The sequence below is a fragment of the Ruegeria sp. AL2 genome (genome assembly GCF_056540845.1).
In genome coordinates, this window is sequence record NZ_JBQFXM010000015.1 from 17,139 (window position 1) to 33,870 (window position 16,732).

At 57.1% G+C, this 16,732-nt stretch carries 14 protein-coding genes; 4 read left to right on the forward strand and 10 right to left on the reverse strand.

The annotated features are described in order from the left end of the window. Positions 1 to 6: 6 nt before the first annotated feature. From pcaF to ACR0ID_RS16015, 8 genes are all read right to left on the reverse strand, one after another. Entirely contained in the window at positions 7 to 1,209 is a 1,203-nt protein-coding gene (gene pcaF, locus ACR0ID_RS15980; RefSeq protein WP_480476983.1) for a 3-oxoadipyl-CoA thiolase, read from the reverse strand. Between the two features lie 189 nt (positions 1,210 to 1,398). After that, on the reverse strand, positions 1,399 to 2,214 hold the full coding sequence (locus ACR0ID_RS15985; RefSeq protein ID WP_480521238.1) for a PaaX family transcriptional regulator C-terminal domain-containing protein: 816 nt from the start codon (positions 2,212 to 2,214) through the stop codon (positions 1,399 to 1,401). Positions 2,215 to 2,276: 62 nt separating this feature from the next. Further along, entirely contained in the window at positions 2,277 to 4,307 is a 2,031-nt protein-coding gene (paaZ, locus tag ACR0ID_RS15990) for a phenylacetic acid degradation bifunctional protein PaaZ (protein WP_480606923.1), read from the reverse strand. 119 nt (positions 4,308 to 4,426) lie between these two features. Further along, a complete protein-coding gene (locus ACR0ID_RS15995) occupies positions 4,427 to 5,614 on the reverse strand; it encodes a cytochrome P450 (RefSeq protein WP_480606926.1) in 1,188 nt (395 codons plus the stop codon). Further along, positions 5,614 to 6,966 (reverse strand): TRAP transporter large permease, encoded by a 1,353-nt coding sequence (locus ACR0ID_RS16000; RefSeq protein ID WP_480478172.1) that lies wholly within the window; start codon positions 6,964 to 6,966, stop codon positions 5,614 to 5,616. Before ACR0ID_RS16000 ends, ACR0ID_RS15995 begins: the two co-directional genes overlap by 1 nt. Next, positions 6,963 to 7,469, reverse strand: a complete 507-nt coding sequence (locus tag ACR0ID_RS16005; protein WP_480606928.1) for a TRAP transporter small permease — start codon at positions 7,467 to 7,469, stop codon at positions 6,963 to 6,965. The genes ACR0ID_RS16000 and ACR0ID_RS16005 overlap by 4 nt, the downstream gene beginning before the upstream one ends. Positions 7,470 to 7,526: 57 nt before the next feature. Then, positions 7,527 to 8,546 carry a TRAP transporter substrate-binding protein gene (locus ACR0ID_RS16010; RefSeq protein WP_480476975.1) on the reverse strand — a complete coding sequence of 340 codons (1,020 nt, stop codon included), beginning with the start codon at positions 8,544 to 8,546 and terminating at the stop codon, positions 7,527 to 7,529. Between the two features lie 70 nt (positions 8,547 to 8,616). Further along, positions 8,617 to 10,650, reverse strand: coding sequence for an FAD-dependent oxidoreductase (locus ACR0ID_RS16015; protein ID WP_480606932.1), 2,034 nt, complete (start codon positions 10,648 to 10,650; stop codon positions 8,617 to 8,619). A 103-nt stretch (positions 10,651 to 10,753) separates the two neighbouring features. Here ACR0ID_RS16015 and paaG point away from each other — a divergent pair, with 103 nt between their 5' ends. The 4 genes from paaG to ACR0ID_RS16035 are packed head-to-tail and all read left to right on the forward strand — an operon-like array spanning position 10,754 to position 13,902. Then, positions 10,754 to 11,539 (forward strand): 2-(1,2-epoxy-1,2-dihydrophenyl)acetyl-CoA isomerase PaaG, encoded by a 786-nt coding sequence (paaG, locus tag ACR0ID_RS16020; RefSeq protein WP_480606935.1) that lies wholly within the window; start codon positions 10,754 to 10,756, stop codon positions 11,537 to 11,539. 2 nt (positions 11,540 to 11,541) lie between these two features. Further along, positions 11,542 to 11,967 (forward strand): hydroxyphenylacetyl-CoA thioesterase PaaI, encoded by a 426-nt coding sequence (paaI, locus tag ACR0ID_RS16025; RefSeq protein WP_480547562.1) that lies wholly within the window; start codon positions 11,542 to 11,544, stop codon positions 11,965 to 11,967. 24 nt (positions 11,968 to 11,991) lie between these two features. Beyond that, the gene (gene paaK / locus ACR0ID_RS16030; RefSeq protein WP_480478164.1) at positions 11,992 to 13,302 is read left to right on the forward strand and encodes a phenylacetate--CoA ligase PaaK; all 1,311 of its coding nucleotides are present in this window, start codon (positions 11,992 to 11,994) and stop codon (positions 13,300 to 13,302) included. A gap of 3 nt (positions 13,303 to 13,305) precedes the next feature. Continuing rightward, positions 13,306 to 13,902: a TetR/AcrR family transcriptional regulator gene (locus tag ACR0ID_RS16035; RefSeq protein WP_480478162.1), complete on the forward strand. Its 597-nt coding sequence runs from the start codon at positions 13,306 to 13,308 to the stop codon at positions 13,900 to 13,902. Positions 13,903 to 14,358: 456 nt separating this feature from the next. Here ACR0ID_RS16035 and ACR0ID_RS16040 read toward each other — a convergent pair whose 3' ends face one another. After that, positions 14,359 to 15,756, reverse strand: coding sequence for a pyridoxal phosphate-dependent decarboxylase family protein (locus tag ACR0ID_RS16040; protein WP_480606938.1), 1,398 nt, complete (start codon positions 15,754 to 15,756; stop codon positions 14,359 to 14,361). Between the two features lie 122 nt (positions 15,757 to 15,878). Continuing rightward, positions 15,879 to 16,721, reverse strand: coding sequence for a 3,4-dihydroxyphenylacetate 2,3-dioxygenase (gene hpaD / locus ACR0ID_RS16045; protein ID WP_480606941.1), 843 nt, complete (start codon positions 16,719 to 16,721; stop codon positions 15,879 to 15,881). Positions 16,722 to 16,732 lie beyond the last annotated feature (11 nt).

The window sequence follows — 16,732 nt, forward strand, 5'->3', positions numbered from 1 at the left end:
CCTCCGTTACACGCGTTCAAGAATAAGTGCAGCGCCTTGCCCGACACCGACGCACATTGTGCAAAGCGCATAGCGCCCTTTGGTGCGTTTCAGTTGGTACGCTGCGGTCAACACAAGTCGGGCGCCGCTCATCCCCAATGGATGGCCAAGGGCGATTGCGCCGCCATTCGGGTTCACATGGGCGGCGTCATCGGGCAGGCCCAACTCTCGCAGCGTTGCCAAACCTTGCGACGCGAAAGCTTCGTTCAACTCGATCACATCCATCTGGTCGATGCTCAGCCCGGCGCGCGCCAAAACCTTTCGGCTGGCAGGAACCGGACCAATACCCATGACCCGAGGCTCGACACCCGCGACGGACATGCCAACCACACGGGCAATCGGGGTCAGGCCGTTCTTTGTCGCTGTCGCTTCATTCGCCATCAGGATCGCGGCTGCACCATCATTCACGCCCGAGGCATTCCCTGCAGTCACAGTTTTGTCCGGCCCGTTCACACCCTTGAGGCCCGAGAGTTTTTCCGCTGTGGTTCCCGGGCGCGGATGTTCATCCGTATCGACAACAATCGGATCGCCCTTGCGCTGTGGAATTGAAACCGGCGTGATTTCTTCTTGGAACACGCCTGCCGCGTGCGCCGCAGCCCATCGTGCCTGGCTGCGCTCGGCAAAGGCGTCCTGGTCTTCACGGCTGATCCCATAATCTTCGGCCACATTGTCAGCCGTTTGCGGCATGGAATCGACACCATACTGCTGCTGTAGCCTTGGGTTCACAAAGCGCCAGCCAATCGTCGTGTCGTAAACCGCATTGCTGCGCGTAAACGCCGACGTCGCTTTGGGCATTACAAACGGTGCGCGCGACATGCTTTCCACGCCACCCGCAACTGAAAGATCATAATCGCCTGCCTTGATGCCACGCGCCGCCATTCCGACGGCATCCATGCCACTGGCACACAAGCGGTTTATCGTTGTTCCAGGTACGTCCGTCGGCAATCCGGCCAGCAGGGACGCCATCCGGGCAACGTTGCGATTGCTCTCTCCTGCCTGATTGGCATCGCCATAAATGACGTCATCCACACTGGTCCAGTCGACTTGCGGGTTGCGCGCCATCAGGGCCGCCAGCGGGATAGCCGCCAGATCATCCGTGCGAACCGATGAAAGCGCACCACCATACCGCCCAATCGGGGTGCGGGTTGCGTCGCAGATGAAAGCGTCCATCAATTGCGTCTCCTGTTGGAACACGAGCATTAACCGTCTGGTCGGTTAATAAATGCTCAATCGATTCGGCGCAAGCTTTATGTTACCATGTAATCGTCTCTATCAGTTTTCTGTAACATTAAATGACGCTTCTTTCACATCCGCCTTCCAGCCCGCAAAAGCGCCATCCCGGGCTCGGCAAAAAACGAGTTAACCACCCACCGCAGATTCCAGCGTGGCAAGATTCGGTTTGGGCAATTGTCCCAGCAGTCGGGACACAGCCACTCGACATTCCGCGCCTTTCCAACCAACAGGCAAAAAGGCCGGAGGCAGGGATGGATGGCGTAGAACCAAACGACGCCACCCATGCACAATCAATACGCGCAGCACCGCTATTTTCAACGGATCATCGACGCCATCGACAGGCAACAGTTGCTCGGTGCTCTGAAGGGAGTGCAAGAACTGATCATAGGCAGACTTGAGCTGTTCAGGACCACAAAGGTCGCGCAGCCAGCCTGGAACCGAAATGGCGCTGCTTTCAACACCCAGCAGTTCTTCAAGGTTCTCGGGGGTGGGGCCTGCAGACATGGCTGTTGTGGGGTTAACCGAAATATAATCTCCGGTCAGCATCAGATCCGCTAACTCTTTTCGCGAACTGTCTGAACTGTTGGCGATAAGCACATGCCAAGTTTCTGGTGTATTCGTCTCGCGGGAATAGATGCGCGGGGCGGCGGCGGCGCTTTGACTACGGCCAAATTCGGTCAATCTGTGAACGCTGTTTCGCCCGACCCGCGTACTTTCGATCCAGCCTTCCTTGCGCAGCCTGTGCAGCGCAACACGCGTGGCTTCGGCCTTGATCCCTGCAAGGTTGGTCAGCGCTGTGATCAGCGCGCCACTAACCTGGTCAGACCCGCTCTGGGCCAGATCACCGAAAATCGTGACCAAAACAGACCACACACGTTGCGTGCCAGTTGTGGTCAACTGGCTGACGCAGGTTTCGAACCATTCTGGGGCCGTATCTTTCATAAGCACAGTATAATCGGGCCGGAGGGAATTGCCATCCAGCCTCTGCGCACCTGCACTTGTGCCTAGTAGGCAACCATGGTCAGTAACTCGTATTCTGCGACCAGCTCATCGTCTTGCTGCGTCAGGGTAACGTGCCAGCGAACCTCGCCGTAGTCGTCATTGCGCTTGGTCTTGTGCTTGACCGTCAAACGAACCTTGATGGCGTCACCAGCCTCGACCGGTTTCATGAAACGCAGCCCGTCAAGACCGGTATTTGCCAAAACCGGCCCCTCGTTCGGTTCGACGAACAATCCGGCTGCGAAAGACAACAGCAAGTACCCATGTGCAACCCTGCCCGGGAAGAACGGGTTACGTTCCGCCGCTGCCTGATCCATGTGCGCATAGAAGGTATCACCGGTGAAGTCGGCGAAGTGTTCAATGTCCTCCATGGTGATAGTTCTTGGCGCCGTGTGAAGGGTCTCGCCAATCGACAAATCGTGAAACCGGCGGGTAAAGGGATGAGCAGGGCCTTCGACTTCGGTCGCGCCAGGCACCCATTTTCGTCCAATCGCTGTCAGCAGATCGGGCGATCCCTGAATAGCGGTGCGCTGCATATAGTGTTTCACACCCCGTACCCCGCCCATTTCTTCGCCGCCACCGGCGCGTCCCGGACCTCCATGAACCATGTGCGGCAGAGGGGAACCATGACCGGTGGATTCCTTCATCGAGTCACGGTTGTTGAAATACAGACGCCCGTGATAAGCCCCTGATCCCATGGCAACCTGTCGCGCCACTTCTGGATCATGGGTGATTACTGACGCCACAAGAGAGCCCTGCCCCCGGTTCGCCAGCTCAATGGCATGGTCAAGATCGCGATACCCCATCACAGTGCTGACCGGACCAAAGGCTTCGGTATCGTGCACACGTTGCGCCGCGTCAGGATTGGCGCAATGGAAGAGCATGGGTGGTAGGAACGCACCCTTTTCGGCATCAGCGCCCTCAACCACAAAATCATCGGGGTTGCCGAAGACACGCTCGGCCTCTTGCCCAAGGATAGCGGTCTTCTCCAGAACATCACGCTTCTGACCGTTCGAAACCAACGCACCCATACGGGTGGTTTCCAGCTTTGGGTCACCGATGACCGTTTTCGCCAGTCGCGCCGACAGCGCGTCAATTACCGCCTGTACCTGCGGTTCGGGCGCGATGATCCGGCGGATTGCGGTGCATTTCTGCCCTGCCTTCGTGGTCATCTCGCGCTGGACTTCCTTCACGAAGAGGTCAAATTCCGGCGTGCCCGGCGCGGCATCGGGGCCAAGGATCGAACAGTTCAGGCTGTCCTGTTCCGCAACAAACCGTACCGAGTTCTCAAGGATCACCGGGTTGGAGCGCAGTTTCAGGGCCGTATCGGCGGATCCGGTAAAGCTGACCACGTCCTGCATGGTCAGACGGTCCAGCATGTCACCCAAACCACCCGAGACCAACTGCAATGCACCCGCTGGCAAGATGCCGGACTCAAGCATCAACCGAACACACAGCTCGGTCACATAACACGAGCTCGTGGCGGGTTTTACAATCGCCGGAACGCCCGCCAGAAGGGTTGGGGCAAGCTTTTCCAGCATCCCCCAAACCGGAAAATTGAACGCGTTGATGTGAATTGCCACGCCTTGTAGCGGGGTGCAGATGTGCTGCCCCAGGAAAGTACCGTTGCGCGAAAGCTGCTCGACATCGCCATCCAGATAGACATGACCGTCCGGCATTTCACGACGGCCTTTTGCGGCAAAGACAAACATCGTTCCGATGCCGCCGTCGATATCAATCATATGATCCGATTGCGTCGCACCGGTGTTGAAAGACAAATCATACATGACCTGCTTGTGTCGACCCAAATGGACGGACAGCGCCTTGAGCATTTTGGCGCGTTCATGGAACGTCATTTTGCGCAGTGCCGGCCCTCCGACATTGCGCGCATAGTCCAACATCCCCTGGACATCCAACGCGCTGTTACCCGCTGTGGCGATAACCTCGCCGGTCACAGCGCTTGTTATTGCGCGGGCACCCTCGCCGGGCGAAACCCACTCACCGGCTGCAAAGCTGGAAATCTGTTGGATAGTCATGAGCGTCTCCTCGTCTTAGTCGCGATCCCCGCGCTGCCATAGGCCGGTCTCGCGAAATCATATTTTAAACCGTACGGTCGGTCAATAAATTACCAAGCAATTTTCCCAAGCCGGGTTTCTCAGACCCGCGCGGGTAATCGTGCAAATCCCCGAAACCGGATACGCCCGCCCCGCTCGGCACCGTCGGTGATGCGATAGTCTGGAAAACGGGTCAGAAACCGGCCGACGGCCACTCGGCCCTCCAGACGCGCGAGGGTCAGTCCGACGCAGGTATGGGCCCCTCCGGCAAAGGCGTGATGCTTGTTGGGGCGTCTGTCCAAGATCATCTCGTCGGGCCGGTCAAACTGCCGTGGATCGCGGTTGGCCGCACCGATACACAGATGAACATCGGTACCAGCCGGAATGGTTTGACCGTGGAACGTTACATCAACAGTGGTCAGGCGATTGCCGAACTGGTTCGGGCTTTCCAGCCGCAGAAACTCGTCCACAGCCGGAACGATCAGGTTCGGGTCAGCCAGAAACTCCGCCCGCTTGTCGCGGTGCCGGTCCAACAGCTCCAATGCGTTGCCGATCAGGTTCGTTGTCGTCTCATGCCCCGCATTCAGGATGAATATGCAGTTTTGATACAGCTCTACCTCGGTCAGGCCACCATCCGTATCGTCCTGGATCAGCCGGGTCAGGACATCCGTTGCCGGATCTCCGGGGTTGGCGCGGCGATCCTCAATGATATTCCTCAGGAAGTCCTTGAAGTCCGAGACCGAGCGGTTACCCCACTCTTCCTGCTCTGGCGTCAATTGCGGCTCCAAAGCACCAAGAATGGCCAGAGACCAATCGCGCAATGGCCCGCGTTCGGATCGTGGTATACCCAGCAGATTGCCGATGATCTCAATCGGGATTGCTCCGGCAAAATCCTCGATCAGTTCGACATTGCCTTTGACCTGCATCTCGTCCAGCAGCCCATCGACAAGCTTGATCAGACCCGGTTCCATTTGCGCCAACGCGCGCGGGTTCATCGCCCCGACCATCACCTTGCGAACACGGGTGTGCAGCGGCGGGTCATTAAACACCAAACTGGTGGTGTGGTGTTCATACAAAGGGCTGTCGACCCCGTATTTTGGACCAAATACCGCTTTCTTGTCCGATATGAACCGCGTGATGTCCCGGTAAATAAGGTCCAGATCCTCGTACCGAGACAGAATAACCGATCCGTCAGGCTGCCAGCAGACGGGCGTATCCTCGCGCAGCGCGGCGTAGGCAGGATAGGGATCAGTGTGATACCCGTCAGGAAGCGCGGTCAGAGAGAACATCAGTGCCCCATCGCCCCCATTTGTTCAGGCAGAACCAACACCAACCACGGCACCAGAACGATCAGGGCCAGCCGGAAGATATCCGCCACCCAGAACGGAGTGACACCCTTGAAGATTGTTCCGGTTGATACATCCCCGACCACACCTTTCAGAATAAAGACATTCAAGCCGACGGGAGGAGTGATCAGGCTGATTTCAGTCACCACAACCACAACAATACCAAACCAGATCGGGTCATACCCCAACGATGTGACCAACGGGAAGAAGATCGGCACCGTCAGCAGCAGCATCGACAGGGATTCAAAGACGCAACCCAAAATGATGTAGATTCCAAGGATCATCAGGATCACCACAAAAGGTTCAACGTCATAGGCCGTAACCAACGCGATGAGCGCTTCAGGCAGACCGGCAAGGTTGATGAAATTCGAAAAGATCTGTGCCCCGATCAGAACGGAAAACAATGCCGCGGCGGTATAGGTGGTTTCCTTCAGCACCTCAAAAGTCGACCCCAAAGTAAGCCCGCCTCGTGACAGCGCGATCAGGAAAGCGCCCATTGCGCCCATGCCTGCCGCCTCGGTCGGGCTGAAGGTCAGGTTCAGTGGATGAAAATCGAATGCACCGTACAATCCGCCAATCACCAGAAAGAACAGCAGCAATACGGCCCAGACTGAGCGCACCGCCGACAGACGCTCGGCCCAGCCGTGACGTTCACCCGCCGGTCCCGACTCGGGCTTGCGTGCGACGGTCCAGCGGACGGCGAGCAGGTAGAACAGGATGCCAAGCAGACCGGGAATGATACCCGCAACGAAAAGTTTTCCAATCGAGGTTTCGGTCAGCAGCCCGTAGATGACCAGGATCACCGAAGGCGGAATAAGGATACCAAGCGTACCGCCCGCTGCAATCGATGCCGTCGACAGCTCGTCGGAATAGCCATAGCGGCGCATTTCCGGCATTGCGACCTTGGACATGGTGGCCGCCGTTGCCAGAGACGAGCCGCAAATGGCCGAAAAACCTCCGCATGCCGCAACCGTCGCCATGGCGATACCGCCCCGGAAATGACCCAGAAAAGCATTTGAAACTGCGTAAAGCTCGCGCGCAAGACCACCTTTATTCACGAACAAGCCCATAAGGATAAACAGCGGGACGACCGACAGGCCGTAATCCTGCGCCGTGTCGGTGATCTGACGACCCACCATCGACATCGCGGCTTTCAGCCCACGCTCGGACAGGATGCTGCCACCGCGTTCATAGGCAAACCCAAGCGTTCCGACCAATCCCATTGCAAACACGATAGGTAAGCGCACCAGCACAAGAACAAGAACAAGAACAAAACCGATCAGGGCAGCGGTCATTGGTGGTGCTCCGACAAGGTATGGGGGGCAAGAAAGTGCAAAATGCCGGTGATGACCATTGCAACAGCGGTGATCGCTATGAACCCCGAGATGAACCAGCCTACATAGAAGACAGGGATCGAAAGGTATTCCGTGACGTCCCCGTAATCCCGCGCGCGCTCGGCAAGTAGCCAGACACGTTGGATCGGCCAGATCAACATGACGCCGGACACCAGATACACGATCCCATCGCGCACCCGGCTTAACCGCAGGCGAGAAAACAGCCCATCCGTCAAGTCCACAGCGATTTGGCCCTTCCCTGCTGAGATCATCGGCAAGACCGAGAACACGAGGATGGCCATCAGGATCCGGGTCAGCTCTGTCGCCGCCTCGATCGGGGCGTTGAAGACAGAGCGCAGGATGACATCAAAGAATGTCATCACCATCAGGATGAATAGCGCGGCACAGGCCAGCAGCGTTGGCACGATACTGACGCGACGCGCAAAGGTCACGAGAGATTGCATAACGGGTCCCCAGCGGGTGAAATCGGCTGGCGGATCGCGTCCGCCAGCCCGACTGCGTTATTGCGCAGCCATTTCATTTACGATCATGTCGTAGGCGGCCTGGGCGTCGATGCCTGTGCCACTGACTTCGTCGATAACCTTGGCGCGTACATCCGCGGCAATCGCATTGAACTTTTCCAGATCTTCAGCGGATGCGGCATGGATTGCGTTACCTTCGGTGCCTTCGGTCTCTTCCCGGCCGATCGCATCGATCTCATCCCAGATCTTGCCAATTTCGCGGCTCAGCGGTTCCCCGAAAACGTTTTCTTCCAGCGCTGCCTGCAGATCGGCGGGCAGATCAGCAAAGGTGTCCTCGTTCATAATAAAGGCAAACGAACCGCGATACAGGCCGCCAGGGACCTCATAGACGTTCTGGGCCACTTCCGTCAGCTTGAAACCTTTGCGGGATTCAAAGGGCATGACGACGCCATCTGCGGCTTTGGAAGCCAGGGTTTCATACACTTTCGGTGCAGGAACCTGGATACCGGTTGCACCCAGCGCCGTGCCCACGTCACCACCAACACCGCCGGGGATGCGAACTTTGAGGCCCGAGACTTCGTCCAGTGTTGTTACCGGGTTGCTGGAATGCAGCTGAGCTGGACCATGCGTGTGCAAAGCGATCACTTTCACACCACGGTGTTCATCCGCTGCCTTCAAATGCGCGTCATATGCCCGCCAATACGCAACCGACGCAGCCTCGGCCGAGCCTTCGTATCCGGGTAGTTCGATCATCTTGGTGGTGACAAACCGGCCCGGCTGATAGCCGTGGAAAATGATCGAGGCATCAGCGGCGCCATCCATGATCAGGTCCATCTGCGCGGGGGGCGGGGCAAGGCCCAGCTTCAGCTCGGCGGTGACCTGACCATCGGTGGCCTCTTCGATCATCTCGACGAATTTCGGCCACATCTTGGCATTGATGCCATGGGTCGGCGGGGCCCAGCTGGAAATGGTCAGCGTATAGTCTGCCGCAAGCGCAACTGTACCTGAAACGGCCAGTGCAGCTGAGGCAAGAAGTGTGCTCAACCTTGTGAATTTCATAGTTCTGTCTCCTCCCTGTGAAACATGAGTCAAGAATGCGTTAATGGTCACTTTTGTAACCATCAACTTGTTAATTGTCTCGAAGACAGCCCGCGACGCGCCATGAACCGGGGCTTTCCTTGGCTACGGTTTCCATCATTGCCTGCGTCGTGCTGGCACCGATTTCCTTGCAGTAGTTTATCGGACCGCCGCGCCAGCGCGGAAAGCCGTAGCCGTGAATTTGAACCATATCGACGGCTTCCGCGGACTCGGCGATCCCCTGCTGAATGATCAACGCGCCCTCGTTGTCCAACACCGCTAAAATGCGCGACACGATTTCGTCCTGTGCGTATGCCCGCCGCGTTATGCCCTGATCAGCCGAGTAGGACTCGATCAACGCGTCCACTTCGGGATCACGGATTGGTTCGCGAGTACCGTCTTCATAGCGATACCATCCTTTGCCCGTGCGTTGGCCAAGACGACCCATCTCGCAAAGCTGGTCAGCAATCGTCACATAACGTTCGTTCGGGTCGCGGGTTGCTGCATTACGTTTTCGGTTGGCCCAGGCGATTTGGAGGCCGGTCAGATCTTGCAGCTCGTAGGGCCCCATGGGCATCCCGAAAGCTCGCATTGCCTGATCTACCTGATAAGGCAACGCCCCATCTGCCAGTAAATAATCGGCCTCGCGCCGATACGCAGCCAACATCCGGTTGCCGATAAAACCATCACAGATGCCCGACAGCACAGAAACCTTGCGTAGCCTTTTTCCAAGCGCAAACCCGGTGGCGACAACTTCGGGCGAAGTTTGCGGCGTATGCACGACTTCCACCAGCTTCATAACATGGGCAGGGCTGAAGAAATGCAGGCCAATACACCGCGATTGATTTTCGATACCCGCGAAGATATCGACTGGGCTCAGGTAAGACGTGTTCGTGGCCAGAATCGCGTCACGCTGCATATGGCGGGCCAATTCTGCAAAAACCTGTTGCTTGACTGACAAGTCTTCAAACACAGCCTCGATCGCCAGCTGAGCGTTCGCAGCTTCGGAGTAGCTGTCCACAGCTCGAAACGCAGCAAGGCGTTCCCGCAGCTGTGCTTCGGACATCTTACCCCGCTTGACCGCCCTCTGTAGCAGCCCCTCAACCCGGCTACGGGCGGCGGCAGCTGCATCCAAATCTCTTTCAATCAAAGTAACAGACAGCCCGCCACTCAGGGCAGCGGTGGCGATCCCTGCGCCCATCAACCCGCCACCGACAACTGCGATCCGGCTGATATCGCGCGGAGTAACTCCGGCAATCATGGAAGGTCTGGCCACCTTGCGCTCGGCAAAAAAGGCGTACCGCAAGGCGCGGCTTTCAGAGTTTTGACGCAGAGCCAGATGGCGCGCACGCTCTTTCGGCTGTGCGGCAGCAAAGGGTTCGGACGACCAGCTGAGCGCGGTCAGGTTTTCCAGCGGTGATTGCTGACCCCTGGCGCGTTTTATCAAAGCCTGACGGCTCGTCTCCAGAAGGTCAGACGCGAATTCGCCGACCGGCCTTTGACTGACAGGTGCCGGGCGCTTTGGCAGGTTGGCGACAAAGTCCAGAACAGCTGCCGTTGGGTTATCGGCAATCAGGTCAATTCCGCCGAGATTGGCCATTTCCTCGGCTTTCAGGGTTTTTCCCGAACAGGCGATGTCGATCGCTGCTTCCATTCCAACAAGGCGCGGCAATCGCTGCGTGCCCCCTGCCCCCGGGATGAGGCCCACATTGACTTCCGGCAACCCAAAGCTGGTGCCCGGCGCTGCGATCCGCCACGCGCAGGCCATGGCAATTTCAAACCCGCCACCTAACACGTTGCCGTGCATACAGGCGATAAACGGCACATTACTGTCTTCGATTTTCTGAACAACATCAGGCAAATGCGGCTCAACCGGAGCCGCATCAAACTCGGACATGTCACCGCCCGCGATAAATGTCCGACCGGCGCAGCACAGGACGGCAACCCGAGCTTTCTGAACTGCATCGACCGCGGCGGCCAGACCCTGCCGAACGCCCGTCGAGGTTGCGTTCACCGGCGGGTTGTCGACCGTGACCCAGGCCACGTCGCCCTTAAAGTCAACACTCACCAGCGACGGCTGCGACATTGGCAATCCCTTTGATCAGTCCAGATTCGGTTCGGGTTTATATATTGACCAACCGTTCGGTTAATGCAATGATTAAGTTGTCACGGGAACAGATGAGACTGCCATGAGCGATACGATCCTTGTACATGATCACGGAAACTGGGTAGAAATAACCCTGAACCGCCCCGACAAGCTGAACTCGTTCAATGAGGAGATGCATCTTACCCTTCAGGACGCGCTGAAGAGCGCGCGCGAAAATGGTTCCCGCGCGATTTTGCTGACCGGCGCAGGGCGCGGTTTTTGTGCGGGTCAGGACCTTGGAGACCGCGATCCCTCGAAAATGGATGGCCCGCCTGATCTGGGCAAAACTGTACGCACTTTCTATGCCCCTTTGGTTCGACTGATCCGGTCTTTGGATTTCCCGGTAATTTGTGCCGTAAACGGCGTGGCCGCGGGTGCAGGCGCGAACCTTGCACTGGCCTGCGACATGGTTCTGGCCGGGGAAAGCGCAAAGTTCATTCAAAGCTTTTCCAAGGTCGGGCTGATTCCGGACACAGGCGGCAGCTGGCACCTGCCCCGATTGTTGGGCGAAGCGCGCGCTAAGGGGCTGGCCCTGACAGCAATGCCCCTAACCGCCAAACAGGCCGAAGAATGGGGGCTGATCTGGAAGGCGTTGCCCGATGATCAGCTGATGACCGAAGCACGCGCTCTTGCCACGCAACTCTCCAACGGCGCCACCCTTGGGTTGGGCCTGACCAAGCAGTGCATTCAAACAGCGGCCACCACATCCTTGTCCGATCAGCTTGAAATTGAAGCGGACGCGATGAAAACTTGTGGGGAAAGTGCCGATTACGCAGAAGGCGTGTCCAGTTTCCTCGAAAAACGCGCACCGCATTTTCAGGGAAGATGATGATGACCCCAAACGAACGTGCCCAAAAATCCGCGGCAGCGATGTGGGCCAATGACGAAGCCAGTAAATGGTTCGGGATGGAGCTTGTGGAGGTCGAAGAAGGGCGCGCTGTCCTGTCACTGACTGTTGCACCGCATCACTGTAACGGACACGGTATTTGCCATGGCGGCGTCACGCACGCTCTTGCCGACAGCGCTTTTGCCTTTGCCTGCAACAGCCGGAATGTTGCAACGGTGGGACAGCATACAATGGTCAGCTATCTTGCACCGGGACGGAAAGGTGACCGCCTGACGGCTACCGCGACAGAAGTGAACCTGTCCGGTCGCAGCGGTATCTACGACGTCCGCGTCATCAATCAAGACAATACTCTGATCGCTGAATTTCGCGGCATGTCCCGCGCCGTTGGCGGCCAGAATTTTCAAGAATAGTTTCGTGACTGGAGGAGTTACGCTATGGAAGACCTTACCCCCAACAAAGCGGACCTGGACCCGATCGAAATCGCCTCGATCGACGAAATTCGCGCCACGCAGCTTGAGCGCCTGAAATGGTCCGTGCGTCACGCCTATGAAAACGTTCCGATGTACAAGCAGCGCTTTGACGAGGCTGGCGTGCATCCCGACGATCTTCAGCAGCTTTCGGATCTGTCAAAGTTTCCGTTCACATATAAAAACGACCTGCGCGATAACTATCCGTTTGGCTTGTTTGCAGTCCCGCGCAGCGAGATAATTCGCCTGCACGCTTCCTCCGGCACGACAGGCAAACCGACAGTGGTCGGCTACACAAAGAATGACATCGACAATTGGGCTGACCTTGGCGCGCGGTCTCTTCGGGCGTCTGGGCTGCGCAAGGGCGACATGGTGCACAATGCCTACGGCTATGGGCTGTTCACCGGTGGGCTAGGTGCCCATTACGGGATCGAACGCCTTGGCGCGACTGTCGTCCCGATGTCGGGCGGGCAAACCGAAAAGCAGGTCAATCTGATCAACGATTTCCGTCCTGACGGTATCATGGTTACACCCTCCTACATGCTCAATATCCTAGAACAGTTCCACAAGGCGGGTCTCGACCCACGTGAGAGCTCGCTGAAGGTTGGCGTTTTTGGCGCCGAACCCTGGACTGACGCGATGCGGGCCGAGGTCGAGGCAGCCTTCGACATGCACGCCGTCGATATCTATGGCCTGTCCGAGATCATGGGCCCCGGAGTCGCCAATGAATGCGTTGAAACAAAAGACGGACCTGTAATCTGGGAGGATCATTTCCTGCCGGAAATCATCGACCCGGCGACCGGAGAAGTCCTGCCCGATGGCGAAACCGGAGAATTGGTGTTCACGACTCTGACCAAAGAAGGGCTGCCGATGATCCGCTACCGCACACGCGATCTGACGTGCCTGCTGCCGGGGACAGCAAGGTCAATGCGCCGGATGGCAAAGATCACCGGTCGCAGCGACGACATGATGATCCTGCGCGGCGTCAACGTCTTCCCCAGCCAGATCGAGGAACAGGTCATGGCAACGGGCGGTCTTGCCCCCTATTACCAGATCGAGCTCTATAAATCCGGTCGCATGGACGCCATGCGGGTCTTTGTTGAATCCTCCCCCGATTCCACCGACGAGCTGTCAAAAACGGCCGCTGCTCGGATGCTGACCAAGCGGATCAAGGACGTCGTTGGCGTTTCAACCGAAATTGTAGTAGGGGACCCCGGCGACGTCGAACGCTCTCAGGGCAAGGCGAAGCGCGTTGTAGACAATCGCGATAAGGACTGAGCCGTGGCCCGGACAATTGCTAAAGACCACGACCAAAAGCGAGAGCAGATCCTGAAGATGGCGGCAAAAGTGTTTGCCGACCAGGGGTTTGACCGTGCTTCGATGACCCTTTTGGCCAAAGAATGTGGGATCTCGAAAGCAAACATATACCACTACTATGACAGCAAGGATGCCATCCTGTATGACATCCTTGAAACGTACTTGCGTGAGTTGCGAGACCGGATTTGCAATGTTGATCTGGACGGCCTTAGCCCCGAACAGAAACTGCGCAAAGCAGTGCGCGAGATCCTTTTTGCCTATCAGGGTGCAGATGACGAGCACCGGGTTCAGATCAGTGGCATGAGCGCACTGACCGAGGAACAGCAAAAAAGGCTACGGGGCTATCAGCTTGATCTGGTGAACTTTGTACGCGACATACTTCTGGAGTTGTCCCCCGGTTCTTTTGACGGAGCCAAGGACAAGCTTCGGGGAGCGACGATGTCAGTCTTTGGCATGTTAAACTGGTATTACATGTGGAACACCGGCGCAGGCCCCAAAGCCCGCGAGGATTATGCCGATCTGGTGAGCACCCTGACCATGCATGGTGTGCAAAAGCTATAGGCGTGCCCGCTTGGGGAAAACACGCTTGGGGCTGGTCACGTGTGTTATTCTGAAATCTCAGGTCAGACTGGTCGGCTATCCTGAGGCGCGCCAGTAAAGACCGCGACAGCGGCGAGCGCGCGGCCACCTTTTTACTTCTTGCGCACCTTCAGATTGTCCAAAAAGAGCCGTTTCGCTGCCATGACCTCTTCGTCCGACATGTTTGATCTGTTCAATTCAAGAAAGTACTCTGCGGCACCAGCCGTTTGAACATCTGACCTTCCCCCCGGTGGTCCCTCAATCAGAACGAGAGGGTGCGGGTTCGGTTTTCTTAGTCTTCAGTTTGGGCAAACTCACCTGTGGCGATAACCTCATACGGGCTGGAAAACTCGGGGAAATCACCATTCAGAGTGATCGCACCATCCTAGGTAATCGCGCGAAAGACTGTATCCCTTGCAGCACTGAACGTTGCGAATTTCATGGCAGGCTCTCCCAGACATCGCGGATGACATCCGCGGCCATCAGCACGTCATCGCGGGATGTGTCGAATTGCCCAACCTGAAAGCGGATGATCTTGCGGCCATCGAACATGCCTTGCGTCAAGTAAATTCGGCCATCGTCATTCAGCGCATCCACCAGCCGCTGCTGCGCAGCGTCATCCCCAGGACAGCGAAAGGAAAACAGGCTCAGGATCGGGCCGGTGGTGACCTCAAACCCCTCCATCGCGCCGATCTTTTCTGCAAGTTCATTGGCCCAGAGCACATGGTTGCGAATACGGTCCCGCAACCCGTCGAGACCGTATGATCGCAACAAGAACCAGATCTTCAATGCCCGGAACCGACGACCCAGGGGGATGGTCCATTCCGAATAATTCGTCACCTCTGCCCCAGTGGTCTTGAGGTATTCCGGTTCGATCTTAAGCGTGTTGAGCTGTGGCGCGGCGTCCCGCAGAAACTGGATCGCGCAATCGAACTGCGCACCCATCCATTTATGGGGGTTGAAGACAATGCTGTCGTAACGGTCCGCCCCGGGCCAAAGGGCCTCACGAAACTCGGGGCAGATCATCGCCGACCCCGCCCAGGCCGCGTCTAGATGTGTGTAGAGGTCGTATTTTTGCGCAATCTCAGCGACCGCTACCAGATCATCGCAGGCCCCAACCCCGGTACCGCCCGTAATTGCAATGATACCGGCAGGCACATACCCAGCCGCGATGTCACCCTGAATTGCGGCGTCAAGAGCCCCTGCATCAATCGCAAAGGTCGGACCACCTGTAGGCAGTTTCACCAGATTGTCCTGACCAATCCCCGCAACCCAGCAAGCCCGATCAATCGACGAATGCACCTGATCTGAGCAGTAAATGCGCAGCGCGCCCTTGGCGTTCAGGCCTTCGCGGTTGCCGGTAAACCCTGTTGCCCGTTCCCGCATTGTCAACACAGCCGACAACGTGGCTGATGATGCGCTGTCCTGAATAACTCCGGTCATACCTTCCGGCAATCCAAGCGCTTGCCGCAGCCAATCGACCATGACACCTTCGACTTCAGTCGCAGCTGGTGAGGTCTGCCATAACATGCATTGCGCCGCGATTGTGGTCACCAGCATTTCAGCCAGCATCGACGGGGGCGCTGCATTGGCCGGGAAATAGGCAAAGAACCGGGGGTGTTGCCAATGAGTAATACCCGGCATCACGATCTGTTCGAAATCGGCCATGATGGCTTCCATCGGCTCGCCACTATCGGGGGGCGATACCTTTAGCTGGGCCGCGATTTCTCCTTGTGTGGTCTGTGCGCGAACAGGGCGCTCGGCAAGAGTTCTGTGATAGTCGGTCGCCCATTTCGAAATGTGCTGACCCCAATGCGAAAACGTGTCCCAATCCATGCGCAAGCCTTCTTTTGTAACTGAGCACCAATTCGTCCAGTCCCCGACCTTACCTGTTCGGCTCGTGGACTAAAGCCGAACAGGTGTGCATTTTTCAATTGAAAAGGTCCCAGGTTCTGCCTTCAGACCGAAAAACTGACATTCGCCTGACCTGTGCCAGAGCTGCCGAAGTAGGGGGTGTAGATGTCGACCTCACCCTTGTAGCTGCCCCAGCCCAGAGCTCCGAACAGCAAAGCAGTGTCCTTCATGGCGCATTCGCCTGTACATTTCTTTGCATAGTCTGGAAGCATCTCAAGAAACTCTTCAAACCGTCCCTGCTCCCACATCTCCAGCACGTGCATATCCATCTGGCGGTTGAACTCGCCGTTTACCGCATTCAACCCTTCGACCGAGCGTTCATTCGTCGTAAAGTCATGGCTGAGTGAGCCGGATGCCATTACGGAAACCTTCCGGTCGGAACGTCGGATACCTTCGGCAATGGCCTCACCCCAGATGCGGTTTTCCTGGATCGACGAGAACTGGTTGACTGCAACAGGCAAAACGCGGGCATTCACCCCTTCGTTGATGAAATGCATAGGCAGAAGGGTGCCATATTCCATGCCCATATCGGGGTGCGAATGGCCAAGTGCCCGCTCACCGCGCTCGCGCAGAACATCAAGGATGGTTTCCCCCAACGCGTGATCCCCGCGATAATCAAACTCCATATCCGCCAGCATATGTGGCAGTTCGTGGCTAATGAAGCGGCCTTTATGGTGCTCTTTGGTATTCAGGTGAAACCCCTGATTGGTGATCCAATGAGTGTCGAACACAAGGAACGTCTCGACCCCGCGATCTATCGCGTCCTGGCGCAGGCGCGCATAACCATCAATGGCAGACTGCCGGATGCCTTTGTATTTTGGCATCGTATGGGACATCCAGATACTTGGCACATGCGTAATCTTCGCGGCTTGTACGATCTTTCCCATGACAGTTCCTC

Bases quoted from the DNA above. Each gene is read 5' to 3' on its own strand.
- ACR0ID_RS16000 (WP_480478172.1), bottom strand. From the start codon at position 6,966: ATGACCGCTGCCCTGATCGGTTTTGTTCTTGTTCTTGTTCTTGTGCTG.
- ACR0ID_RS16040 (WP_480606938.1), bottom strand. From the start codon at position 15,756: ATGGATTGGGACACGTTTTCGCATTGGGGTCAGCACATTTCGAAATGG.
- hpaD (WP_480606941.1), bottom strand. From the start codon at position 16,721: ATGGGAAAGATCGTACAAGCCGCGAAGATTACGCATGTGCCAAGTATC.
- paaI (WP_480547562.1), top strand. From the start codon at position 11,542: ATGACCCCAAACGAACGTGCCCAAAAATCCGCGGCAGCGATGTGGGCC.
- ACR0ID_RS15985 (WP_480521238.1), bottom strand. From the start codon at position 2,214: ATGAAAGATACGGCCCCAGAATGGTTCGAAACCTGCGTCAGCCAGTTG.
- paaZ (WP_480606923.1), bottom strand. From the start codon at position 4,307: ATGACTATCCAACAGATTTCCAGCTTTGCAGCCGGTGAGTGGGTTTCG.
- ACR0ID_RS16015 (WP_480606932.1), bottom strand. From the start codon at position 10,650: ATGTCGCAGCCGTCGCTGGTGAGTGTTGACTTTAAGGGCGACGTGGCC.
- paaK (WP_480478164.1), top strand. From the start codon at position 11,992: ATGGAAGACCTTACCCCCAACAAAGCGGACCTGGACCCGATCGAAATC.
- pcaF (WP_480476983.1), bottom strand. From the start codon at position 1,209: ATGGACGCTTTCATCTGCGACGCAACCCGCACCCCGATTGGGCGGTAT.
- paaG (WP_480606935.1), top strand. From the start codon at position 10,754: ATGAGCGATACGATCCTTGTACATGATCACGGAAACTGGGTAGAAATA.
- ACR0ID_RS16005 (WP_480606928.1), bottom strand. From the start codon at position 7,469: ATGCAATCTCTCGTGACCTTTGCGCGTCGCGTCAGTATCGTGCCAACG.
- ACR0ID_RS15995 (WP_480606926.1), bottom strand. From the start codon at position 5,614: ATGTTCTCTCTGACCGCGCTTCCTGACGGGTATCACACTGATCCCTAT.
- ACR0ID_RS16010 (WP_480476975.1), bottom strand. From the start codon at position 8,546: ATGAAATTCACAAGGTTGAGCACACTTCTTGCCTCAGCTGCACTGGCC.